The following is a 23,852-nucleotide window of genomic DNA, read 5'->3' as shown; positions in this document are numbered from 1 at the left end:
CTTGAGGGTCCAAGTAGGCGAATTTTATCACAAGATATTTTGCGATCGGGCGATCACCCAAGGATGAACTCTCCGACTCTTTCCAAGGCGAGATCTGCCTCGGGCATTGGAAAGCTTGGCCATACGTGCCAGAGCCCTTCGCCAACCTCTAGGGTTGCTTCTACGTTGCAATCGTGGAATTTTTCTATAAGTCGGAATGAATCATCGAAGAGAATTTCATCGGTTCCAACGAAGACAAGGTGTGGAGGTAAGCCCGAAAGGTCACCAAAGAGGGGAGATGCGCGGTGATCGCTGGCATCGGCTCCATTTAGGTAGATCTGAATGGCTGGTTTCATCCCTTTAGCATCGAGCATTGGATCAATATCGTTTCGCAGGCGGAGAGAGTCGCCAGATGCGGTTAAGTCGGTCCAAGGACTAAAAAGGAAGCTTTTACCTGGGAGGCTGTGGCCTCCATCGCGAATTGCGACTTCGGTTGCAAGGCTCAGTCCCCCACCAGCTGAATCGCCTCCTATGACGATATTTTGAGGGTCGACACCATTTGATAACAGTCCCAAGTAGACCTTCAATGAGTCTTCTAATGCCGCCGGAAAGGGGTTTTCCGGTGCTAGTCGGTAGTCAGCCATTACTACCTTGGATTCGGAGGCTAAGGCTAGGCGTGCCCCTAGTGAACGATGACTTTTTAGTGAGCCGGCCGAGTATGCTCCTCCATGAAAGTAGAGTATAACATTTTTACCAGAGCGATTGAGTGGATCGATGTATTCAACGACTACCCCTTGGATCTCTGCTTCGGTGATGACCACACCATCAGGCACGGGGCTAAAATCGCTAACGGAGTCGGTCATGACACGTATCTCTTCAACGCTTTGAGGTGGATGATCGGAGTGTTTCATTTGTAGAAGAAGATCTCTGAACATATTAGCTTCATTTGAGAGCATGTTGTCTTTACCACCTAAAAGAGTTCAAAGGTATATAGGCCGACGTTATATCACACCAACTCTATCACAGTGATCGAGATAGATCTTTGACCTAAGTTGATTACGGTTATGCGCCCGGAAGGCAACAATTTAGGCTTTAGGTTGTTTTACGCTTGATCTCTTTTTGTGTCATCGGACTTGAATATCAGGCATATGAGCCTCGGAGCGATATGCGACCGAGGATTTGATTTTTTTGAGTGTGACCAAGCACACGCCGGGGCCAAGTGTGTAAGAGCTCTTGGCTCCCTAAAGTTCTCACTTTCTGTCAAGCAAGCGCAGGTCTAAGCGACTTTTTCTCAAGGGTTGCTTTTTCACCTCTATTGGAGTGATTGAGAGAATTCGAAATGATGTGCCAAAGATTCTCTAAATTGGATTCAGCAAGGTTATCGGGCTGAGCGGGATGTCAAGTTCTATTGATTGAGAATCCTTTGGAAAATGACAAGAAAGAGCGATTTCCAAAGGAAACACTAGATTGTCGCGATCAAAAAAGGCAGACATCTAGAGGATAAGGTGACTTTTGCATATGGCTTGTAATTTCTGTCTTAGATTTGATTTGGTGTCAATTGGTGCTAGAGACCTCTGGGTTTCTTGGCAGGATTGTTATTAGGGCGAGCACTGCTATGACTAGAGCTATGTTGACTAAGAAGGCAATCGCTCCAGCATGAATATATCTATCTTGAGAGATAATTCCGTTCTTGGTGTGGGGGAGTTGGCCTGCGAGCACGGTGAAAAATACGGTTCCAGTCAGTGCGACGCCAAATGCACTGCCGATTCTTTGAGCAGTCTGAAGAAGACCGGCTGCGGTGCCAGCTTGGCTTCGTGGGATTGATCTCAAAAGGAAGTCTTGGTTCGGAGCGATAAAGATTCCATTTCCAAAGCCCCCTATGAAGAGTGGAATAACCAGCGTGATGGATGAGATATTTGAATTAGATGAGTGAAATATAAGCGCAAGAGAAACTACCGAGGTCGCTAACATCGAGGCAGCTAGAGTCAAAACTCTACGTTTTAGTCGCGCTGAGAATTTATCAGAAATTGATCCAGAGATTAAGGTTCCCAAGGCGAAAGGGGCGACGGTAAGACCCGAGGCAAGGGGTGAGCGCCCTAGACCTACCTGCCAAATGAGAGAGATGATAATGAAAAGAGAAGAGAAAGCCCCGAAATAGGCCATCGCTATAGCAACCCCTCCCGAAAAGGGCCGTTGGCGTGCTAGTTTGGGATCAACAATGGGTTCACGGCCCGTTCTGGATGCGAATTGCTCCCATTTGGTCAGAGATATAAATATTATGGCTCCGAAGGCTATCGAAAGATAAGTCCACAGAGGCCATCCGATACTTTGTCCTTCTATCAATGGTATGAAGATGGCCGCCAGTCCAACGGTGATTAAAGCCAGACCAAATGGATCAAGCTTATGGGTGATTTTGGGTCTATTGTTAGGGATGAGCACAACCGCCATGGGGATGGCTATAGCGCCGATGATGAGGTTTACAAAGAAGACAAGGCGCCAACCCAAGGCTGAACCCGCTAAGGATAGAATTACTCCACCCAGAATCGGACCGAGTGCCGATGAAACCCCAATCATCGTTCCTAGAATTCCAAAAGCTCTGCTTCGGGCCCTGCCTATAAATAGAAGTTGAATTGTCGCTTGGACTGAAGGGCCAAAGAGCCCAGCTGCAAGGCCCTGAATTACTCTGGCGATAACTAGTTCGGTTGGATTTATTGCAGTTCCACATACGACACTAGCGATTGTAAAGAGGCTGATACCTGTTAGGAAGATTGGCTTGTGGCCAATGCGATCTCCAAAGCGACCAGCCGGCACCAGGATAAGCCCGAATGCCAATAGGTATCCCGATACGATCCACTCTATATCGCTAGACGTTGCATGGAGATTGTTTGCAATCGATGGGAGTGCGACATTCACGATGGTTGAATCAATTACAGCCATGAAGGTACCGCTCAACACGACTATCAGCGTCTTCCAATCTTTAGAGGTTGGCGTAGGTTCGAAGTTGTCTTGATAGGTGCTGTTTTGGTTCAAGATTTCCTAGTCTTTGAGTTTTGCTAAAGCAATATTAGTTGTCACCTACACCTTGATGACCTCCAACAAAGGCGATGTAAGCAAAACGAGCGACCCAAAGGGTCGCTCGTCGATCTGAAGTTACTACAAATAAAAGGTTTAGTTAGCCAGCACTTCTATAGCCTCGTCGTGGCTCGCGGTCATATCCGCCCCGTCCACCGTATCCACGGCTTTCAGTTCCGTTTGCGTCACTTGGCCGTCCGAAGCTGCTGCTTCTATCGTAGGAACGAGATTCATCGGATCTTCCTGATCCCGATGATCCAGAGGAAGATGAACGATAACTTCTCGATGGACGTGAGGAGTTTCCGCCATAAGATGATCCAAATCCACGTCGTCCTGAGTTCATCCCAGTACCACTTCGTGCGCGACTTTCGTCCAACTCCATTACCTCGCCATTGAATTCTTCCAAGAGTGGGATATTTCCAAGAGTTGGCTCTTCGGGATTGCCTCTGAACATCTGCTGAGGAAGGCCCAGGTTCTTCTGCAAACCTTGGACGGTTCTCATCTGTGATCTACCTAGAAGCGTTACGACAGCTCCATTGGAACCCGCGCGGGCCGTTCGTCCTGAACGGTGGATGTAAGCCTTGTGGTCATCTGGAAGTTCGTAGTGAACAACTAGATCCAATCCGACAACGTCTATACCTCTTGCTGCTACGTCAGTTGCGACAAGCACAGAGGTTCTTCCCTTGGAGAATTTCGAAAGAACGCGTTCACGTGCATTCTGTCGCATATTACCATGGAGGGCGTCTACTTGAATTCCGTCGTCGTAGAGATGACCGGCAAGGGTATCTGCGTTGTCACGAGTACGCACAAAGACGATTGTTTTTCTAGCCCCTGCGGTGATCTTCTTTAGAATTTCGAGCTTATCGGTCTCTCGGGTCACAAGGAAGAAGTGGGACATATTGTCGATGCTTCGAACCTTCGTGGTCGTCTCATGGCGAATTGGATCGCTCATGTGGCGCTTGATTAGGGTTTCAACATCACCGTCTAAGGTAGCTGAGAATAGCATTGTCTGGCGATCTGCAGCTGTCTTCGAGAGTATCTCAACTACAGGTGGAAGAAAACCCATATCGGCCATACGGTCGGCTTCGTCGATGATTACGGTTTTAATGTTTTCAAGATTGATCCTACGTCGATCCATAAGGTCGATTAGTCGTCCAGGTGTGGCAACTACAACTTCTACGCCTCGGGTGAGGTCGCGGATCTGTCGTTCCATTGAACTGCCACCGTAGATGGCCGCAATTCTTGGCTGGCCTTTTCTAGGTTGAGTAAGGAGGGTCATAAAGACGTCTCGAACTTGTGTTGCAAGTTCGCGAGTCGGCACCAAGATAAGAGCGGTAGGGCTCATAGGCTTGGCTTGTTCACAGTTTTGTAGGATTGGAATGAGAAAGGCCAAAGTCTTTCCCGAACCCGTACCTGCCATTGCGCATATGTCTTTGCCTTCCAAGGCGTCTTTGATCGTGATTGCTTGGATCTCAGTTGGTGTTGACATACCGTTTTCGGACAGGCGATTAGAGATGTGGCTAGCCACACCTAGTGATTCAAAGGTGGTCAAAATATTTGTTTTCCTTGTTCTTCGTTTTTTTCAGTTCGGCATTGGGGACAAGGCCTCGCCGATTCCGATACGAAGCGGAAAAAATGAGGATGTCCAGAGTCTCACATGAGCTCAACCGACATATAACACTATAGCAACCAATTATGGTTCTTCTGCAGACGGGTGATGGAGCATCCTATCACACATTGTTTGGTAGTCAAATTGGAAAGTATGGGAGATGATAGGGTTGGCGAACTAGTATTGAAGGTTTTTGAGGTTTAAGGGGCCAGTTTAATTTCAAGCTTTTATGGCTAATTGCTATGGGTAGTTATCTAAAATAAATGGCTTGGTTTCTAGTTGTTAGCCTAAAGTTCTTCGCTGTGGTTGTAGACGTCGACGTCGACCATCTGTGCTTCTAGGTGCGAGATGATCTGCCTGAGATTTATTGCAAAGCTTTCAATACTTGAGCGTGAGAGACACGAGACTGCGAAGGTCTCTTGCTGGTTAAATTTGGGAAAGAGATCAGTCATCATCTCGGTGCCTGATTCGGTGACCTTGAGGTGAACGAGTCTACGGTCTGTCTGATCGGTAATTCGCTCAATGAACCCGCGTGCTTCCATCGTCTTTATAACGCCAGAAAGAGTAGATTTTGAAATGCCAGCTTCCTCGGCGGCATGGCGAACTTCGATGCCGTCCCAGATCCAAACTACCCAGAGTACGACGAAACCTGTCCACGAAAGTCCAATTGGTCGCAGAACCGTGTTTGTGAAATATTTCCGAGTTGAGTTAGCGGCACGATAGAGGTTTGCAATGGCACTTTGCGCTACAAAGTCAATCGGCAGGCCGCTCAATCGGGCTTCCATGGTCTTTTCTGTCTCTGCGAGCGTGTAATGGCCTGTCACACTTATATGGTAGTCGCACATAGTTAACTTCTCAGTTGGTATCACCCTCATTATTAACTTGATTTGGATCGATAAAGTCGGCCAATTGTTTCACAAGGCGCCCTGTATAGTTGGTGTTGTCGTTGGAGTAAGTCTTTACGTCCAACAAGGTATTACTCCTATGGTTTGTGTGTCTCTTTGATCTTTGTCTGGGCAAGAAAAATTTGGGGGTTTTCCCCGCCAAGGGCGACGTTGGAAGTGGAGGATATGTGGGTCAGATCGATCTTAGTGCACTCAGCGAGCTTGTGGTTCGCCTAAAAGATATTCGGATCGACGTGCTTAGATTGGCCTTTTGTGACTTGATGGGAGTTGAGAGAAGTCGGGACATACTTGTATCGTCCATGGTGAGCGTACTTTCAAATGGCGTACCATTTTCGTCTGAGATCTATCGAAGGACCGATGGGGCCGCAACGGGCCAAAGCCGGATCGAAGCTGTGAAAACGGCAGGCGACATCCTGGGCTATTTGGATATAGGTACATTGAAGGCTGTCCCCTGGGAGGCAGGTGTTGCCCATGGAATATTAGACCTACAGAATCTCGATGGGACAGCAGTTGCAGAAGATCCACGAGAGGTTTTGCGAAGGGTCCAAGGAAAATTAACTGCGATGGGGTTAGTGCCTCTTGTTGGCCCAGAGCTCGAATTTTATCTTCTAGAGCCCGATGGCAATTCTGGGTGGCAAAGATATGGGTTGGGCGGTGGGAATATTTATTCTTCGGGCCTAAAGGGAGATCCGGAGAATTTTCTATTGAATAGCCTTAGGATGCTAGAGGGGTTCGAGATAGGTGCTTTTGGTGCCAATCACGAGTTTTCATCGGGACAATTTGAGATAAATCTTTGGCATTGCATAGCTACCGAAGCGGCTGATCGTGCTTTTAGATTCAAATCTGCCATAAAGGAGATGGGCCGTCAAACTAACAAGCTGGCGACATTTATGGCTAAGCCATTCAACGGCGAGAGTGGATCTGGTTTTCATCTGCATTTTTCCATTTTGGATGACCTCGGACGTCCCCTTTTCGAGGATAAAGGGGGTCCCGATGGACTCTCGGATCTCGCAAGGAGTGCAATCGCTGGAGTTTTACGTCATGCCCGAGCCGTCACCGCCCTGTGCAGCCCGACTATTAATTCATATAAACGCTTTGCTCCAGGAACATTTGCTCCATGGTTGGTGGATTGGGGGTTGAACGACCGGGGTGCTATGATTCGAATTCCGTCACAGCGAGGGCTTTCGACAAGGATGGAGCTTCGCCTTGGCGATGCATCTGCAAATCCTTATTTGGCGATCGCAGGACTCCTTGCTGGGGCATATCTGGGAATCAAAGAGGAGCTAACGCTCCCAGAAGTAAGAACAGGAGATCCGAGGGACCTTATTGCTTTGCCTAGAACCTTAAGAGATGCAATTGAGGCACTTCGCGATGACGAAGAACTAGTCGAACTTCTAGGCGATGGGTTTGTTGATGCCTTTATCTGCCTAAAGCGCGATGAAATTGAGCGATTTAGTCGCTACGTAACCGACTGGGAATTCATTGAATACGCATATCACCTTTGAACCAAGGACTTTCGTAGATTTGCCCTAAATTCGCAGGCTTTTCTCTGTTGGCTTTCGGCCGTTGGAATCGCTGCGTTTCCCAGCAGGATTTCGGGTCAGTAGTTGCGCCTTTGCTCATGTGTCGTTGTAGCTTTTTGCAATGGCGTTATTTCGACCTATTCCGCCCTTGGTTTTGGTTGGTCGTCCTCTTTGATGTTTTCATTTGCTCTTAGCTATCTGTCATATTCTTCGGTTGCATCTTTTTAAAGGTGGATCTCTTGGGCTATGAAAGATTCGACTTGACTCAGGGGCTTTACTTTTTGCGAATTCGCAAGGGTCCAACTCATTGCTACGTCACAGATTAATTCGTTTAATGAATATTGCGACTAAATCAAAGATGCTAGTTTTGTCAATGGTAGTCAAGGTGATGACTGGAGTTGAGTTGGGAGTTGAAGTAGAAAAGGGGCCATTAGGGCGTACTTCTCTAGCAATTTTGCCGATTATTTTGGCGGCAACTTTTATGCAACTTTTGGATGTGAGCATCGTAAATGTTGCCATTCCTTCGATACAAAGTCACTTGCATGCTTCGTTTGGATCGGTTGAGGCGGTTGTAGCAGGATACCAACTTAGCTTTGCAGCGACTTTGATGACGGCTAGTCGTCTCGGGGATGTTTTTGGGAGGCGACGTCTCTTTTTGATTGGCATGGCTGGCTTTGCAATAGCCTCTGGCCTTTGTGGGGCAGCGCCATACGTTAGCGTTTTGGTCTTTGGTCGCGTGGTGCAAGGATTCTTTTCTGGATTGATGTTTCCCCAAGTATTATCGATTATCCAGGTGACTTTTCCGTCAAGTCAAAGAAGTAAGGTCTTTGGAATATACGGAGCCACGATAGGGCTTGCAACTATCGCAGGTCCTTTAATCGGTGGACTACTTATAAAGGCGAATATCGCCAATCTTGATTGGCGCCTAATCTTCTATGTGAACGTTCCAATTGGCGTGGCTGCGTTCGTCGGGGCTCTATTTTTGCTTGGTGAATCAAAATCCTCGACCTCCTCGAGCGTGGATTCCATGGGAGCATTTTTGATTACCACTGGCTTGGTGATGGCGCTTTATCCACTTATTGAGGGCAGGGCTTCTTCTTGGCCGAATTCGATGGTTGCGATGTTGATTGGATCGGTCTTTGTTATTGGGGGCTTTGGAGTCCATCAATATTTGCGATATCGCCATGGAAACGTTACGCTTGTGTCAATTGAGGCAATTCGTACCCGTTCCCTTGGGGTGGGGTTGATTTTATTCCTGATATTTTTCCTTGGTATTGCGCCTTTCTTTTTCGCATTTTCTATCTTTCTTCAAGAGGGGAATGGGTTCTCGCCTCTAGCAGCAGGGCTAACGACCGCTCCTTTTGCGATTGGGTCTGTTCTTTCTTCGTTCTTGACAACTCGGACTAGGTCGAAAGATGCGAGAATTTTGATGCTCGCGGGATCGCTGATTTTGGCTATTTCAATGTGGCTATTGATTCGTCTGTTGTATCATGTCGGTGCTCAACTTAGCGGATTTAAGTTGATCGTTCCTCTCTTTATAGCTGGAATTGGGGTGGGACTCTTCGTAGGGCCAGCCTCCTCTTTGGTGCTCGCTCGAGTCCCAGAGGAGGCAATTGGTAGTGCGTCTGGGAGTCTCTCTACGGTACAGCAGATCGGTGGGGCACTCGGGGTTGCGCTTATTGCAATTATATTTTTTGGATTTCTAGGTGCGAACGCCAATCAAGCTGCTCGAGCGCAATTACCGCCAATCACGGCAGAACTGACATCACTTGGACTTCCAGCTCCACTGGTAAAGGTCGGTACCAACCTCTTTGTGACATGCATTCACGACCGCGCAACGGAGAAGAATCCGAGTGCACTTCCACACAGTTGCATAGAAGTTGGCGGTGCAATCCAAATAGCACCGATTGCTCCTAAAGTGAAGAAACAGTTAGTTTCAATGTTTTTCAATGCGGCTCAAAATGCAGCACAAGGGGACTTTTTAGTTAGCTTGAGAGATACTTTGAGCTTTGAAATCGCTGTATTTGTACTTACGTTTTTATTGACCCTAGCACTGCCAGGTTGGCCCAAGGACAATTTGGACGAACGCGCGATTGTGATCTGAAATGGTCAGATGGCGATGAAAAGGTCTATGGCTCATTGGATTTTAGAAGAGCTCTTGGCAAATGATCTTTATCTATGTGATTGTAAAATCGTATGGTTTGCCAATTAGCTGCTCCATCTAGTTTCTACTTTTAGATCTGTTAGTTTTGTTATCTCTTTGGCGAAATAACTAATAACCGCTGGCTCTTGATCTCTTACCCACAAACTGACGTGGCCTTTATCTCCTTAGGGTTCGCCCTTATGTTGTCGATCGAGCCCAGGTCTTCTCGACTGCGTGAGCTTTTTGCCTTTGGATAGTCGCTCGCTAGAGGTGAGCATGATGAGTCAAGAACGGTTGTATCGGTTGAGATCTCGCGGAAGATGGAACCGATTTCTTAGCTCGAGAAAGGCAATATTTCGTTATTTGATAATTTTTGTACCAACGGTGGCCCGTCTAGGACTTTATTCAAGGCGACCACCGATTAGGTCGAAAATTAACCGACGGAAATATGTTTGATTGTTATGTTCGGGAATTCCCGACTGGAGGGGTTCATGGTTGTCCTAGATTCGCCAAGTTATCAGCTAGATGCACGGAATGAAGTCTCTGAGATAATAAATGCTACTGATCAGATGAGCATCGCAATTGATGAAGTGGCCAGAGGTGCCCAGGAGGCCGCAATGGGTGCGAAGGGGGCGGAGGACGCAGCTAAAGTAGGACTTGCCTCTGCAGAACGAGCTTCAACGGCCATGGGTGAAGTTTCGGAGATTATGGCGGATACGGAAGCTAGGATTATCGAACTGGCTAGTCGCGTGGAGAAAATCGATACCATCGTGGCAGCGATTAAGTCAATAGCAGGTCAAACCAATTTGCTTGCTCTAAATGCAGCTATTGAGGCAGCTAGAGCCGGAGATGCGGGTCTTGGATTTGCGGTTGTCGCAGATGAAGTTCGAAGTCTGGCAGAGCGATCTCGAACGGCAGCGACTGAAATTGCCGGGACGATTTCTGAGATTAGAAATGAAGCAGCTAATTTGGTGACGTTGGTCTCCCAAAGCCTCGAGCGAACCGGTGAGGGCGATGCTCTAATACAAAACACCTCTGCTGTGCTATTTGATATCGTGGGTAAGATCAGTGGAAACGCAGAGCGTATTGAACAAATCGCCGCTGCGACTGAACAACAGTCAGTTATGGCTAAAACGATTGCTCAAAATGTATCAATGCTTTCCAGCGGTTTTTGATAATTTATTGACTTTGTCCCAGTTGGTCTTTTGAAGTGCAACGAGGTATCTCGGGCTAAGTTCTACGAGGAGCCACTGAAGAGTTAAAAACTACTTCCCATGATAGAGTTCGAAATTGATATTCCATAGAAAAGGGCAATTTCTATGGAATAAGTTCATAATTTTAACTCGAAGTGATGGATCGAGATTAAAGTTTTTAGTTGTTCGACCGCGTGGAATGTGTAATCACACAATTCGTGCTGAGTTCGATTCGTTAAAGCTATTTAGTTTACTTCCCACGACTTTTCAAGAAGAACCTGGAGTGTAAATCTAATGCCTCAGCGTGATTTAGCGATCCTCCAAGACCAATATGCGTAATTTCCGAGGACCGTGGACGCCTTCAACCCTTGATAGTTCAATGTCTGAGGTTGCGGAGGGCCCAGAGACTACTGTAATTGGATATTTTAGATTTACCATTGCCATAGCTTCGGTAAAGCTTGACTTTATATAGCTGGCGCGCAAGAGGCAGTAGTGGTAGTCGACAACCAAGGAGATGATCCGTCGACCGTCGGTAACTGGGTTATTTAGAATTATCGACCCGGTTGTGGCGGCAGCAGCGGACGCTCCAGTGAGCGAGGCGTTGATTTGTGAGATTTGCGAGGCATTTAGTTTTGGATCATCCATAGTTAGATCGAAGTGCGTCCGCAAATCGTCCAAGATGTTTAGCTGTAGATCTTGAAGTAACGACTCGGGCATTATTAAAGATTTTTGGGAGTCTTTTTCGGTTAATTCATAAAGTAGTTTCGAGACGTTTTTGCTCGATACGACTTCTACTATGGCCTTGTAGTCGCGCGCCAACTCGACAAATGTTCCCAGTAAGTTATGTTCGACCTGATGGGTAGGGTTCGGAGTGCGACGATATTGCGATGGTACTTGCGCGAGCTTAGGGTTGCGGCGAATCGCCACCGAGATAGCGGATACGCCTTCTTCTAATGGATCTGGATTGTCGTGTGGTCCGCTCATTATTTTTCCTTCCCGGAGATTTTATTAATCCGTCGCGAACTAGGTATTCCTCGAGATTTGGTCCATTTATTCATCAATGGAATAGCGTCTATTAGCTTCTTTGGAATTTTGGCGGCAAGATCGTTGCCAAAACCTACCCCAGCATACGCCGTTCGAAGGAGTTTTGGATTCGACATCACGACTGAGGCGACGGCAAAGGCGCGACGCTGAGATTTAGAGGTATTGGCTTCGTTGGCTCGGCTCCTTAGGTAGGTCAGTATCCTTGGAATGTTAATCTTTACTGGGCAGACTTCATAGCAGGCGCCGCATAGTGTCGAAGCAAATGCTAGTGAGCCGGCTTGTTCGGGTCCAAGCAACTGTGGTACAAGGATTGCGCCAATTGGACCTTGATATACGGATCCATATGAAAATCCGCTAGCCCTTTCATAGACGGGACAGACATTCAGACAAGCCGAACAGCGGATGCATCGTAGCGTCTCAAACGAGACCGGATCTGAGAGGATCGAGGATCGATTATTGTCCAGTAGCACCAAATGGAATTCCTGGGGGCCATCGCCTGGTGTTACGCCATGGAAGATAGTTGTATAGGGGTTCATCCGTTCGCCAGTGGATGACCTAGCTAGGAGTTCCATAAAGAGCGGTACATCTTGAAATGATTTGATGACCTTTTCGATACCCATGACTGTAACTAGGACATCTGGAAGGGTGAGGCACATTCTACCGTTTCCTTCGGATTCAACTATTGCAATTGAACCTGAATCGGCCACAGCAAAGTTTGCCCCAGAGATTCCGAACGGTACACTTAGGAACTTCTCTCTTAGATAAACGCGAGCTGCCTCTGCGAGGATTGCGGGAGAGTTCTCAAGTTTTGTCTTAGAGATTGTGGACGAAAATAGTTCGGCTATCTCATCTCTGTTCTTATGAATAGCTGGCACCAGAATATGGCTAGGCATTTCCCCGGCAAGTTGCACTATCAGTTCGGCTAAATCCGTCTCTTGTGCTTTGATGCCCGCCTTTGCAAGAGCGTCGTTTACCCCAATTTCATCGGTAGTTATCGATTTGACCTTGATGGCCTCAGTGAAGTTATGGCTTTTGGCTATTCCAACGATAATCTCGTTAGCACTGCGAGCGTCATGAGCAAAGTGAACTTGACCACCACGCTCTTGGACTGATTGAATTAGAGTCTTTATCAGGTCGTCCAAATTAGCGAGTGAGTCATCTTTTATCATTGCGGCTCTGGTGCGCATTGTCTGCCAATTGCTGACCTCAGAAACTACCGAAGCCCTTTTGTTTCTAATCGTTCCGGTGGCGTTGGTTAGGTTGGCTCTTAGGGCTGGAATCTTTGTAAATTCGTGGGCTAATTTCGAGAATTTAATCTCGCCTGATTGCCCAAGTGCTGCTTTTCTTGGATATTGAGACATTATTTCCCGTTCACTTAAACTAGAGCTGACTCTTTAGTGCTAGCGAGTATTTCAGCTATGTGTAGCGTCTTTATCTGCGATCCCTTTTCTTTGAGCCCTCCGCCTATATGCATCAGGCAAGAGTTGTCGAGTGCGACTAAATATTGCGCATCTAGGGAAATTATGGAGTTGACTTTATCTTCTAGCATCGCTTCAGAGACGTCATTGTTTTTTACTGAAAACGTACCGCCAAAGCCACAACAGGTCGTTTGAGTGGGGTTTGTGATCAATTCAATCCCGTCTACCGAGCCTAGAATTCTAAGTGATGGCTCTAATAGACCCAACGATCGCACTGAGTGACATGTGGGATGTAATACTACTTTATGGGGGAAGTATGAGCTAGATACATCTTCTCGATGGTAGGTATCTATAAATTCAACGAGCTCGAATGAACGATTTAGAATCGATGCAAGTTTGTGAACATTGGTTGGGCTCATAAATCCTCCCGCAAGTTCGAGATAGTTTTCGCGCACCATTGCAGCACAGGAAGCTGATGGAAAGACGACGTAGTCATAGTCGATATTGGTTTTAACGAACGAACGAATCATCTCCGAGATCAGATCCGGATAGCCGGTATTGAAGTGCATTTGACCACAGCACACCTGTGTTTTTGGGAGATGCACCTGGTATCCGTACCTGGTTAAAACGTTGAAAGTGGCCTGGGTGGTTCGGCTAAATAGTGCGCCGTTTAGACAGGTTTCAAAGATTGCAATCTTTTGGGAATTCATAACGATAGATACCTTGCAGTAAATGTTTTTGAAATTCTACATAGATACATGATCAATTACAAACTGAGAAGCACTTCAAATTTAAATTTGCCTTTGAAGTGGAATTTAACCTAAATATACGAGTTTGGAGAGGCCAATTTTCGTGAAGAAGCCATTTAGGGCGATCGTAACAAGTGAAAATCTGTTCATCGCTAATAGCAATCCAAAGAATATTAAGGCGAATCCAGAGATGAGAGAGAGTTTGGAACTTTGACGTTTTAGCCAATCGAATGACGTCTTGATTCTGGTATAGGCGAGGCCCGTAATCATGAAAGGAACCCCTAGACCTAAACTGTAAAAGACGAGCAGGATTGCTCCTTGCGTCACACTTTTTTGGCTTGCTGCAACTCCCAGAATAGATGAGAGTATTGGCCCGATACACGGTGTCCATCCAAAGCCAAAGGCGACCCCGGCGATTGCTGGCCCAAATCGGCCAAGGCGTGCAATGTTAGGATGAAACCGCCTTTCCGACGCGAAGATGTTGAACCTTCCTAGACCACCGATTACTATAAAAACGCCCATCACCAGGACTAAGAGACCCGTAATTCGTCCTATCAAGATGTGGCTATGAAAGATCGAGCGTCCCAAGGCAGTCGCCGTCATGCCTAAGAGTACAAATACCGTTCCAAAACCTAAAATAAAATAGAGTGTCGCTTTGGCGACTTGGAACTGAGTAGAACTAATTGATTCGACTGTTTTGGATTGGGTTTTGACCTTAGTTGTGATTGTCGGTGAATCTTTTTTGTCTTCAATGCGCTTTTTATCTCGAATGTCTATGCCGGTAATAATTGAAAGATAGGCGGGCACAAGTGGCAATACGCATGGCGATGCGAATGAGATTATCCCACCGCCAAAGGCTACGATATAACCAAGACTTGTTGCCACGTGTCTCCTTTTTCCTGCTCGAGATTTAAATCTTGGACGCCAACACCCTAAAGCGGTTTCGTGCTAGTTAATCTAGTTTGGTTGAATTGCCTTGGGGCCTATGACGGAACGAGCTGGACTTTTACCTTCTCTTGTGATATTGGCTCAATGAAGGTCAGGTCAGAGCTCTGACTATCAACTTGGTATACGATTGATTTCGTATCGCTGCTCCAGGTTTGAAGGCGGCTTATATCGCTTTCTGCACAATTGTGCGTCCAAGCGACCCAAGTTCCCGTTACTGTTCCGTCCGCTCCGACAGTCTCACCTGGGGTCAATGAGCCATCCTTAGGAAAGTCCCTTTTGTAACCTATCAAAATGGTTGCATCGAAGTTGACGACTCCGGTGATCTCGGCGGATTGGGAAGTTGGAAAACTTTGAGCGATCAATCGCGCGCGCTCGCTCGAATGCAATCTTGCTCTTTTTAGGCGAGCCTCCTCAATCTTTCGTTTTTGTCGAGACCAGCCAACTGCCGGTGCAATTCCGAGAAACAAAATACCTATAATTGGTATCGAAAATGCAAAGAACACCTTAGACAACCTGCACCACCCGTAATAATTATCGCATCTCCGCACTCTTATCCGACAGTTATGATGAAGTATTTTTCGGAAATATTGCTCTCATTCAACCACGCGTCTTTTTCGATCAAGTTGAACCCACACTTTTGGTTGTCTATCTGTGATCATTTGGGTCCTCTAAAGCATCTTTGGCCCTTTTTTGTGAATACTTTTGTGAAGGTTAGGATGCTTATGAGCTGTAAACCCTATAGGGCTATGAAGCCATCTTCGTTGGTGGGCGGCCATGAGTGATATGCTCTAATAACGCACATTAGCTAAAGATACGGGAATCCAATGAAGCTTACTATTTGTGGTTCAGCAGGCTCCTATGGGGCACCCTTGAGGGCCTGTTCCAGTTATTTGGTGACATCGGAGAGGTCGAATCTACTGATGGATCTTGGCAATGGTTCATTTTCTAACTTTTTGGCCGTGAGCGAGACCTCACTGCTCTCCGGAGTATTTATTTCTCATCGTCACCACGATCATTTGGCCGATCTGGTCTCACTCTTTCATTTTATGAAGTTTGTGCCCGGTGCGAAGGTGGATAAATTACCATTACTTGCTACCGCGGTCACCTATGAGGCTCTGTGTAATCTTACGGGTCTAGCGTTGGCGGAAGTCTTTGACTTTCGAAAGATTGACGTTAATTCTAAGATTTTGTTGGGTGATCTTGAGCTAACCTTTTGCGAAACTGATCATGTCGATGGGACTTTGGGTATAAAAATTACAGAGTCGGACGGTCGCACGATCGTCTATAGCGCAGACAGTGCCTACTGCGATTCTCTGGTTGCCCTTGCTCAAAATGCTGACATCCTATTGGCGGAGTCAACCTGGATTGAGAGGCCTAGATGGTCTTCTCGCGGAATTCATATGGATGCTCTTGAAGTAGGTGAGCTTGGCGAAGCCGCAGGCGTTGCTCGTTTGGTAATTACTCACGTAGCCTATCCAAATGACCCGAATCAGGCTCGCCAAGTTGCATCGACGAAGTATTCAGGGGAGATTTTAATTGCTAACGATTTCGATGTAATTGAGGTCTGAACTAGAGGTCTGAACTAGAGGATTGAGCCTTGGTTTTGCTGGTTTTCGCTTATTGTGAAGATCGATTCCGTGATGTATTGATCGGTAGTTCTATTTACGGTAGTTCGGTTTTAGATACTTTTAGATTCCATCGTAAAGTCTTAGATCGAAGGACTCCTCGGGTTTCCTGGCTCTTCCTGGCTCACGAATCGTTTAGTAGATTTGAGGCTAAAACCACCAACTAGGCCCATGCTGTCTAATTGGCAATAAGCCCAGCGCTAGGGTGAGATAGTGCACTATACCCCATTTAGAGACCCTTGGCATTTTAGCGAGATGGCAACCGAATCACTATTAGTTGCCTTTCTAGAATCCCAGCTCAATCGACTTTTGAATTCTTTGAGTTGCTGGACGAGCAAATTAGCGGTTTTGGGACTCTTTTAGGCCCTATGTGCTCATTGGGGTAATTATTTTGGTCGGCCGGATAGGTAAATATAATGACCGCTGTTCCAGCTAAGTCATTTTTTCCGAAAGATTGTTGGCTACCAATGACTGTAGCTAGGTTGTTTAGTGCTGGTGCATCCATATGATTTGGCATCCATTAGCCACGTAATGGCCAAGAGTTCTTTGTCAAGAGGCATCCTGGCGTTAGTTTCATCTCTCTTTTGATGAAACTGGGCAAGTGATCGAGGTCCCTTTTTGCGGATTCCCTTTTGCGCGGTGGTCTCGTGTTTTTAGGACAAGTTTCTGGGACACATGTTGTAACGGGTTGAATTTGGCAATCATTATTTTCCCTTCATCAACCTAACTTCTTGTGCGGTCCAAAGGTTTCACAAATACTAAATGAAGGTCAAGTGGAGATCTTTTTATCAGGGCGGCCGACACACCCATGTGATGTGAACAAAACTAATTGCAATCGGATTCGTATAAATGGGTCAATGCCTCCAGCGACTCTCTCTAGGGTCGCTGTTGCTATCTCTATGACTTTTACCTTCGGGTTGGCGAGATCCTCTTTTAGATACCATCGGGTTAGAATTAGGATAGATAGTTGTATTTAGAAGCTAAGTTGAAAAACGTTCTTCGAGGTATCTAGCATAAGCACTAAGGTCGAGATCTATTTGGGTAGATGTGTAAGAGCGTGGAGAAAGGTCCATTATTGACGGAATCTACAGAACCAAATGGTGTATCACCAAAAGACATAGATCAGTATAGATTCGATTCAAATTCACGCGTGTTGACTGTACCTAACCTAATTACGGTGGCGCGACTATGTCTTTTGCCGGTTGCGATATACGAGGCAGTAGGACGTGGACAATTTGTTTTAGCTACGGCCATCTTAGTCTTTATTGGTCTTACAGATTTTTTAGATGGTTATGTTGCTCGGCACTTTAATCAAGTCTCTGAACTGGGAAAGATTATTGATCCATCGGCAGATCGAATAGTGATCATCGCTGTTGGGATAACTGCAATAATACAGGGATGGATTCCGCTTTGGCTTGGAATTGTGATCATGGTTCGAGAGGTCTTTATCTCACTTCTGTCGAGTTATCTCTATAAGACCAGGAGCTATCGCCTAGACGTAATATGGCTAGGTAAGGCAGGTACATTTGCACTTTTGTGTGCGTTGCCTACTTTGGTGGCGGGGGAGTCTAAGTCGCCGAATCTTTCATTTTTGCACCTTATTGGCCTCGGACTAGCAATAATCGGGATAGTAACCCTTTATTTGGCGGCCTTTAATTACGTGACTAAAGTCTTGATACCGGTTTTGAAAGGCAATGTTTTGCCGCCTTCGCGTTGAGCGAGGAACTATGAATTTTGTAGATAATTGCCTAGATGGCTGTAAATATTACCAAAATGTTGATAAATGGGTGGCTATCCTGCTAGTTTCACACCAAGAGACTAGTTCGTAGCGCTGGAAGGGGATTATGTGAAAGCTGTAATAATGGCTGGCGGTGAGGGGACCCGTTTGCGGCCGTTAACGGCAACCGCTCCAAAGCCGATGTTGCCAATCGGAAATGCCCCGATGTTGGAGCACATAATAACGCTTCTGAAAAAACATGGCTTTGATGAGGTGATTATCACAGTTGCCTTCATGGCAAACGCGATTCGAACCTACTTTGGGGATGGCTCGGAGTTTGGAATTCGGATTAGTTACTCTAATGAGGATTCACCCCTTGGTACTGCTGGGTCAGTTGGGAATTGTCGTGAACTTTTAGAGTCGACTTTTATGGTTATCTCTGGCGACGTTCTAACCGATATTGATTTGGGTGCATTGCTTGAGTTCCATCAGTCCAACAAAGCTACAGCTACCATCGGCCTCAAATCAATGGAGAATCCGCTGGAGTTCGGTATCGTTACGACAAATGACGATGGTACTGTAGGTCGCTTTCTCGAAAAGCCAACCTGGGGACAGGTCTTTTCCGACACTATCAACACAGGCATATATGTTCTGGAGCCGGAGATATTTTCCTATATGCCAGTTGGTAAAGCCCTAGACTTCTCTCAGGATGTTTTTCCGCGTCTACTGGAGGATTCGATTCCGATCCACGCCATGGTTTGCGAAGGTTATTGGGAAGACGTAGGGACCTTGGAAGCATACCTGAATGCGCATAAGGATATTTTGGATCATCGTGTAGATCTTGAAATTCTTGGTTTTATGGTAGACAAGGGTGTCTACTTTGGTGATGGGACCGAGGTACATCCCACTGCTTTGCTTGAAGGTCCAATTATTATTGGAGACAACTGTAGAATCGGTCCGGAAGCCAAGATAAGGCCCTATAGCGTAATCGGCTCTAATTCACGTATCTCTAAACACGCAGAGGTTGACCGCTCTGTTATTCATGAGAATGTCTACATCGGTGAAGGTAGCATTATCCGCGGTACTATCGTTGGAAAATCTTGTGACTTGCGGAGAAGCGTGCACACCGAAGACGGAGTTGTCCTGGGCTCGGACTGCTATGTAGGCGATGGTGCGCAGCTCTTTTCCAAGGTGAAGATCTATCCTTCAAAGACGGTTCAATCCGGTGCTACTGTTTTGACATCGATCGTTTGGGAGTCCAAAGGGACAAGAAGTGTCTTTTCATCCAATGGCGTATCGGGTATCGCTAATGTTGATATCGGCCCTGAGCTTGCTCTTAGACTCGCGATGGCATTTGGTTCAAATTTGAAGCCTGGTGCTAGAATATCGACCGCCAGAGACTCCTCTAGGGCGGCACGAATGTTAAAGCGTGCACTCATGGTGGGATTGAATGCAGTTGGAATTGACGTAGCGGACCTCGAGGTGGCACCGATTCCAGCTTTGCGCTTTCACGTGCGAAATACATCGAGCAAGGGGGGGCTAGCGGTCGTTCTGGATCCTGATGATCCGGAGTCGGTCGTCATTCGATTCATCGATGAGAATGGAATTGACCTCGACGAGGCCTCGCAGCGCAAAATTGAACGTGGCTTAGCTCGAGAAGATTTTCGAAATGTTTTGGCTTCTGAACTTGGCGAATTGGACTTTCCCGCCCGTAATACCGAATTTTACGCCCAGAGCTTGCTTGAGCAAGCCGAGATAGGTCGGATTCGAGATCGTAACTTTAAGTTCGTAGTTGACTATGGCTTTGGTGTTTCGTCTCATATCTTTCCTAGTGTCTTGTCGAAACTCGGCGGTGATGTCTTGGGGATAAACCCCTTCTCATCCACGAAACGAATTGTCGAGTCGGATCAGTCTGCTAACATGAGCCGCCTTTCTGAGTTAGTGGTTACATCACGTTCGGAATTTGGAATTGGAATCGACTCTGTTGGGGAGAAGATTATCCTCGTGGACAATACGGGCCGAATTTTGAGTGGCTTCGAATCTCAGGTGATATTCTGTCGGTTAATCGCTGAGGCCAATCCATCGGCTCAGATTTCGGTACCTATTGGATCTCCAAAGGCTCTTCGAAATGCAGTTACGCGTTTTGGCGGCACCTTGCATTTTACAAAGCGATCCACAAGTGGCCTTATGGAGGCGGCCTCGCCTGCTACCCGTGGCCGTGATTTGGTAGCTGGGGTTGAAGGAAACTTTATCTTTCCCAACTTTCTTCCTGGATATGATGGTTGCGCGGCGTTGGTCCAGCTTCTCTCGCTTTTGGCTGTTACCAATAGAACCCTTGCCGAGGTCGTTGGGGAGATTGAGCCAATTCGAGTAATTCACGACTCCGTTATTACTCCTTGGGAGTCCAAGGGAATTGTGATGAGGATCCTTTTGGATGGTATCGGCGATCAAGAGACCACGCTCATCGATGGAATATATGCAGAGACCAATTCATCGTGGTATTTGGTAGCTCCAGATCCCGTCGAGCCAATTACGCATATATGGGTGGAGAGTGACTCTGAAATTGAAGGAGTAAGTATTTTGAGTTCTCTGAGGGAGAGAATCGCGGTAATAGTGAACGACTCATCTGGACTTCGCCTTCGTTAACTTCGTCTTCGTTAATAGATCAATAGGGGTCGGCCTTTAAAAAGGTGGACCCCTATAATTTTTTCTTACTTATGACTTTAATTTAGTAGCGATCTTTGATTTGATTGTTTTTGAATAAAAGACAGCACTCTCCTTGCTTCTATCTCAGCAAACAAGGCTGCCGTTGAAGGTGTGATTGCAGTAGCATCGCAGTTGCGGACTCTTACTCCTTAGTGAACCTCCCCGCCCTTAAGGACGGGGCTTCTGGCTCCGCCGTTTTGGTTGGGGAGGTTCACTAAGGTAGATAATGAGGTAAATGAATGTCTTCATTTGCGACTTTTCGTCTTTTATCAATCATGATATTGACTGTTGGATCTGCGGTGGATCTTTTATGATTGGCAAAATTTGGTCAGTGAGATCAAAATCTTTTCGGATTGATCGGAAAATCAAAATAGTTCTGTGTGTATCTGGGATTAGCTTGTTGATAAAAAGATAGATCTCTTGTTTGGCTAACCTGGGGACGGGAGTTCGCCTCAAGCATCTATGCGAGGGTGAGCTTTTGTGGCTTCAAGAACTTTCAATTGATTCTAAGATGAATTGTCCGATTTTTAGGAGTGTTTCGGCCTTTTTGAAAGCTAAGTTGTCTCATATGATCAATCCCAATGATAGAAGCTATACCAAAGATCACGAGTGGGCACTCGTAGATGGTAATCGAGTCAAGATTGGTATTACCGATTTTGCACAGGACGCCTTAGGTGACGTCGTCTTTGTGAAACTCCCAGAGGTGGGAGTTGCTGTGACCAAGGGAGATTCATTTTCGGAGGTAGAGTCGACCAAATCGGTCTCTGATATCTACTCGCCTCTGAGCGGAAATATCGTTCAAGTAAATGAGTCACTCGTTAGCTCACCGGAACTGGTAAACTCATCCCCCTACGAAGATGGCTGGATTGCCATTATTGAATTTGGCGATGAGAGCGATCTCGAGACAATGAGTTCAACTGACTATGATGAGCTAACGGCACATTAGAGCTTGTGCGCGAATCTGACGGCGTAAGAGTGGGTGTCGGTCTTTGAGTATCGGCGATAAAAGTTCAAGAGGTTTGACGGTTTGTCTATTTGTCGTAGTTGTGGCCATTTGAATCAAGCGGGAGCTAATTATTGCTCTTCTTGTGGTGATGCAATGCATCACAGCGACGAGGTGACTGGCACCCTTGCTTCGGTCGAGCCGGTTTACGAATTGGGCGATGATCTGATTGCCAGTCTTATTGAAGGTGCCAAAAATGGAAGCGCTTTGACTATCGTGCAGGGCGGTCCAAGTGCTGGTACTTCGTTTAATTTAGAAAAAGACCGAACTTCTCTTGGAAGGCATCCCGCTAGTGATATCTTTTTGGATGACGTAACTGTATCTCGGCGCCATGCGGAAATAGTGAGAGAAGGCGACGAGTATACGATTAGCGACGTGGGCTCTCTAAATGGGACCTATGTTAATCATAAGCGTTCGGACTTTGAAGTATTAAAGAGCGGCGATGAAGTCCAGATTGGAAAATACAAGTTGCTCTTTCTAATTGTCACAAAGGATTAGAGTGGGGGCAGAGGATCCGGAACTACCGCTATCGATAGGCGAAACGCTAACTCTTTTACAAAAAGAATTTCCAGATATATCAATGTCAAAGATTCGATTTCTCGAGTCGCAGGGGTTGATTGCACCTGAGCGGACGACATCAGGTTTTCGGAAGTTTGTAGCAAAAGATATTGAGCGTTTGGCTTCAATCTTGCGTCTCCAACGAGACCAGTACCTTCCGCTGCGCGTAATCCGTGAACAATTTGGATTAGATCAGCTGGAACGAAGTGTCGGTGGACGAAGAACCAAGGCGGACCGTGCGACCCGCAACGACCAACCGTTGTTGGGTCTGGAAAACGAAAAAGCATTTGAGATTGAAGGTATAAGCCCAGCTACTGAGGGTTCTACTTCAACTCGCTCTGAGGACCTTGAGGTTGAAAATCCCGCAGTTGGACGAGTCGTAGCATATAGGAGTGGCTCTAGACCCCATACAAAGCGCTCGGAGTTACTAGAGTTGCCCTGCGACAAAGAGGATTCCACGTTAGATGCGGAATTTCTGCGAGACATTAATAAATTAACTCGCAGCGACATTCCATCCAAACTGAATTTGTCAGATCTGGTGCCACTTGATAGCCCTAGCTCTCCAACTCCTTCCTCTTTGACACCCGGTGTTGAGCCATTGGTCGGCGACTCTGTGGCTAAGGGCGGCGAGTTGAAAAAGCCGCTTCGGAAGCGATCGAGGCAAATCGATGATTCGCCAAAGCCATCCTTCAAAGCAGAAGATTTTCCTGAGCCCTTCGAGATTGATCTATCTGTTGCAACTTCGAGTGATTTTGTAGTAGACAAAGCACAAAAAGAGCCAAATGGTCCTATTGAATCGGTTGGAGCGGATGAATCACCCGAGTCCGATGGAGAGATCGCCGCTGTCGCAAATGATCCACAACTTAGCCAATCGCCCAATTTGATAGGTGATGGTTCGCTAGAGGCTACCTCTGTTGAACCAGTTATGCCTAGTGCTATTTTGGCTTCTGGCGATTCTCATGTCTCTTCGACCAAAAGGCGCAGAACTCCTCGTCCGGTCGGTCCCAGGGAGGCAACGACTAACTTTTCGAATCCTTCGAGGGAGGTAGTCGAGTCGAACCCAGATCTTAGCCAGCAGGCAGAGCCTAAGGTTCCAGATATTCAAATTGGCAGGCCCCTGGCAAAGGTTCAAGACAACGCTCTACAGGGTGAGCCAATTGGTAAAACTCCTCGACATAGAGTCCCTCGGACCAATTCCGCTAAGGCGATAGTCGGAGCGCTGAATCCAGCAGCGCAGGACGTTCCTGAAGGATTTTTGACACTCAAAGGGTTGACACGTGAGGCAGGGGTGACAGAGGTCTTTCTGACAGAGTTAGATGCATTTGGAATTGTAAAAGGTCGTCGTCACCAGGGATCGCTGATATATCCAAGACGCAGTGTCGAGCTAGTCAAATTGTGCAAGAGTCTTTCCCAGCTGGGCTTTGGACCACGTCATCTGAAGTCGATTCGGGTCTCGGTTGAAAAAGAATATGGAATGTTTGAACAGATTATTGCAACTGCGCTAGGTGGCAGCAACGCTCGCTCCAAGCGCCGTGCTAAGGAGACCGCAAAGATCCTTGAAGAGAATGTGGACCGATTTCGATCCATTCTCCTAGGTGACCTCATAGCTCAACTTTTAGGTGATCAGCAACGTTGAGCTATGAGGGCTAATTTGTAGCCA

Annotated in this window: 18 protein-coding genes; 9 read left to right on the top strand and 9 right to left on the bottom strand. The window is 46.7% G+C overall.

All coding sequences use genetic code 11. The features are described 5' to 3' along the window. Nucleotides 1-53 precede the first annotated feature (53 nt). The 4 genes from ACIDITHRIX25_RS75125 to ACIDITHRIX25_RS75110 all read right to left on the bottom strand — a co-directional run bounded on the left by ACIDITHRIX25_RS75125 (nucleotide 54) and on the right by ACIDITHRIX25_RS75110 (nucleotide 5,505). The gene (locus tag ACIDITHRIX25_RS75125) at nucleotides 54-890 is read right to left on the bottom strand and encodes an alpha/beta hydrolase (RefSeq protein WP_201732863.1); all 837 of its coding nucleotides are present in this window, start codon (nucleotides 888-890) and stop codon (nucleotides 54-56) included. 643 nt (nucleotides 891-1,533) lie between these two features. Further along, nucleotides 1,534-3,009 (bottom strand): MFS transporter, encoded by a 1,476-nt coding sequence (locus ACIDITHRIX25_RS75120; protein WP_201732862.1) that lies wholly within the window; start codon nucleotides 3,007-3,009, stop codon nucleotides 1,534-1,536. Nucleotides 3,010-3,151: 142 nt separating this feature from the next. Then, nucleotides 3,152-4,603, bottom strand: coding sequence for a DEAD/DEAH box helicase (locus ACIDITHRIX25_RS75115; RefSeq protein ID WP_201732861.1), 1,452 nt, complete (start codon nucleotides 4,601-4,603; stop codon nucleotides 3,152-3,154). 344 nt (nucleotides 4,604-4,947) lie between these two features. Continuing rightward, the gene (locus tag ACIDITHRIX25_RS75110) at nucleotides 4,948-5,505 is read right to left on the bottom strand and encodes a MarR family winged helix-turn-helix transcriptional regulator (protein WP_213333418.1); all 558 of its coding nucleotides are present in this window, start codon (nucleotides 5,503-5,505) and stop codon (nucleotides 4,948-4,950) included. Nucleotides 5,506-5,687: 182 nt separating this feature from the next. On the opposite strand from ACIDITHRIX25_RS75110, the gene ACIDITHRIX25_RS75105 reads away from it, so the two are divergent. The 3 genes from ACIDITHRIX25_RS75105 to ACIDITHRIX25_RS75095 all read left to right on the top strand — a co-directional run bounded on the left by ACIDITHRIX25_RS75105 (nucleotide 5,688) and on the right by ACIDITHRIX25_RS75095 (nucleotide 10,406). After that, on the top strand, nucleotides 5,688-7,070 hold the full coding sequence (locus ACIDITHRIX25_RS75105; RefSeq protein ID WP_201732859.1) for a glutamine synthetase family protein: 1,383 nt from the start codon (nucleotides 5,688-5,690) through the stop codon (nucleotides 7,068-7,070). A 406-nt stretch (nucleotides 7,071-7,476) separates the two neighbouring features. Beyond that, entirely contained in the window at nucleotides 7,477-9,192 is a 1,716-nt protein-coding gene (locus ACIDITHRIX25_RS75100) for an MFS transporter (protein ID WP_201732858.1), read from the top strand. A gap of 530 nt (nucleotides 9,193-9,722) precedes the next feature. Beyond that, nucleotides 9,723-10,406 (top strand): methyl-accepting chemotaxis protein, encoded by a 684-nt coding sequence (locus ACIDITHRIX25_RS75095; protein WP_249685656.1) that lies wholly within the window; start codon nucleotides 9,723-9,725, stop codon nucleotides 10,404-10,406. Between the two features lie 327 nt (nucleotides 10,407-10,733). Here ACIDITHRIX25_RS75095 and ACIDITHRIX25_RS75090 read toward each other — a convergent pair whose 3' ends face one another. The 5 genes from ACIDITHRIX25_RS75090 to ACIDITHRIX25_RS75070 form a co-directional block, all read right to left on the bottom strand. Next, nucleotides 10,734-11,408, bottom strand: a complete 675-nt coding sequence (locus tag ACIDITHRIX25_RS75090) for an LUD domain-containing protein (protein WP_052606493.1) — start codon at nucleotides 11,406-11,408, stop codon at nucleotides 10,734-10,736. After that, on the bottom strand, nucleotides 11,408-12,829 hold the full coding sequence (locus ACIDITHRIX25_RS75085; protein WP_201732856.1) for a lactate utilization protein B: 1,422 nt from the start codon (nucleotides 12,827-12,829) through the stop codon (nucleotides 11,408-11,410). Before ACIDITHRIX25_RS75085 ends, ACIDITHRIX25_RS75090 begins: the two co-directional genes overlap by 1 nt. 14 nt (nucleotides 12,830-12,843) lie before the next feature. After that, on the bottom strand, nucleotides 12,844-13,596 hold the full coding sequence (locus tag ACIDITHRIX25_RS75080; protein WP_052606491.1) for a (Fe-S)-binding protein: 753 nt from the start codon (nucleotides 13,594-13,596) through the stop codon (nucleotides 12,844-12,846). Between the two features lie 105 nt (nucleotides 13,597-13,701). Further along, complete coding sequence (locus tag ACIDITHRIX25_RS75075) at nucleotides 13,702-14,520, bottom strand: cytochrome c biogenesis CcdA family protein (RefSeq protein WP_052606490.1); 819 nt, start codon at nucleotides 14,518-14,520, stop codon at nucleotides 13,702-13,704. 98 nt (nucleotides 14,521-14,618) lie between these two features. Beyond that, entirely contained in the window at nucleotides 14,619-15,086 is a 468-nt protein-coding gene (locus ACIDITHRIX25_RS75070; protein WP_052606489.1) for a hypothetical protein, read from the bottom strand. Nucleotides 15,087-15,407: 321 nt separating this feature from the next. Between ACIDITHRIX25_RS75070 and ACIDITHRIX25_RS75065 the strand changes: the two genes are divergently transcribed. The 6 genes from ACIDITHRIX25_RS75065 (at nucleotide 15,408) to ACIDITHRIX25_RS000000104270 (ending at nucleotide 23,828) form a co-directional block, all read left to right on the top strand. Next, on the top strand, nucleotides 15,408-16,151 hold the full coding sequence (locus ACIDITHRIX25_RS75065; protein ID WP_052606488.1) for an MBL fold metallo-hydrolase: 744 nt from the start codon (nucleotides 15,408-15,410) through the stop codon (nucleotides 16,149-16,151). A gap of 1,132 nt (nucleotides 16,152-17,283) precedes the next feature. Beyond that, nucleotides 17,284-17,925: a CDP-alcohol phosphatidyltransferase family protein gene (locus ACIDITHRIX25_RS75060; protein WP_201732855.1), complete on the top strand. Its 642-nt coding sequence runs from the start codon at nucleotides 17,284-17,286 to the stop codon at nucleotides 17,923-17,925. A gap of 129 nt (nucleotides 17,926-18,054) precedes the next feature. Then, nucleotides 18,055-20,571, top strand: coding sequence for a sugar phosphate nucleotidyltransferase (locus tag ACIDITHRIX25_RS75055; protein ID WP_201732854.1), 2,517 nt, complete (start codon nucleotides 18,055-18,057; stop codon nucleotides 20,569-20,571). Nucleotides 20,572-21,199: 628 nt separating this feature from the next. Next, nucleotides 21,200-21,577, top strand: a complete 378-nt coding sequence (gcvH, locus tag ACIDITHRIX25_RS75050; RefSeq protein WP_052606497.1) for a glycine cleavage system protein GcvH — start codon at nucleotides 21,200-21,202, stop codon at nucleotides 21,575-21,577. Between the two features lie 153 nt (nucleotides 21,578-21,730). Beyond that, nucleotides 21,731-22,132, top strand: coding sequence for an FHA domain-containing protein (locus ACIDITHRIX25_RS75045; RefSeq protein ID WP_052606484.1), 402 nt, complete (start codon nucleotides 21,731-21,733; stop codon nucleotides 22,130-22,132). Nucleotide 22,133: 1 nt separating this feature from the next. Continuing rightward, nucleotides 22,134-23,828, top strand: coding sequence for a MerR family transcriptional regulator (locus ACIDITHRIX25_RS000000104270; RefSeq protein ID WP_052606483.1), 1,695 nt, complete (start codon nucleotides 22,134-22,136; stop codon nucleotides 23,826-23,828). Nucleotides 23,829-23,852: the final 24 nt, after the last annotated feature.

The sequence above is a fragment of the Acidithrix sp. C25 genome (assembly GCF_904848545.2).
This window is presented reverse-complemented; position numbering and strand designations above follow the sequence as displayed.

What these genes read in the sequence shown, in the direction of transcription:
- ACIDITHRIX25_RS75125 (WP_201732863.1), bottom strand. Translation starts at nt 890, where the DNA reads ATGAAACACTCCGATCATCCACCTCAAAGCGTTGAAGAGATACGTGTC.
- ACIDITHRIX25_RS75110 (WP_213333418.1), bottom strand. Translation starts at nt 5,505, where the DNA reads ATGTGCGACTACCATATAAGTGTGACAGGCCATTACACGCTCGCAGAG.
- ACIDITHRIX25_RS75100 (WP_201732858.1), top strand. Translation starts at nt 7,477, where the DNA reads ATGACTGGAGTTGAGTTGGGAGTTGAAGTAGAAAAGGGGCCATTAGGG.
- ACIDITHRIX25_RS75095 (WP_249685656.1), top strand. Translation starts at nt 9,723, where the DNA reads ATGGTTGTCCTAGATTCGCCAAGTTATCAGCTAGATGCACGGAATGAA.
- ACIDITHRIX25_RS75090 (WP_052606493.1), bottom strand. Translation starts at nt 11,408, where the DNA reads ATGAGCGGACCACACGACAATCCAGATCCATTAGAAGAAGGCGTATCC.
- ACIDITHRIX25_RS75085 (WP_201732856.1), bottom strand. Translation starts at nt 12,829, where the DNA reads ATGTCTCAATATCCAAGAAAAGCAGCACTTGGGCAATCAGGCGAGATT.
- ACIDITHRIX25_RS75080 (WP_052606491.1), bottom strand. Translation starts at nt 13,596, where the DNA reads ATGAATTCCCAAAAGATTGCAATCTTTGAAACCTGTCTAAACGGCGCA.
- ACIDITHRIX25_RS75065 (WP_052606488.1), top strand. Translation starts at nt 15,408, where the DNA reads ATGAAGCTTACTATTTGTGGTTCAGCAGGCTCCTATGGGGCACCCTTG.
- gcvH (WP_052606497.1), top strand. Translation starts at nt 21,200, where the DNA reads ATGATCAATCCCAATGATAGAAGCTATACCAAAGATCACGAGTGGGCA.
- ACIDITHRIX25_RS75045 (WP_052606484.1), top strand. Translation starts at nt 21,731, where the DNA reads ATGCATCACAGCGACGAGGTGACTGGCACCCTTGCTTCGGTCGAGCCG.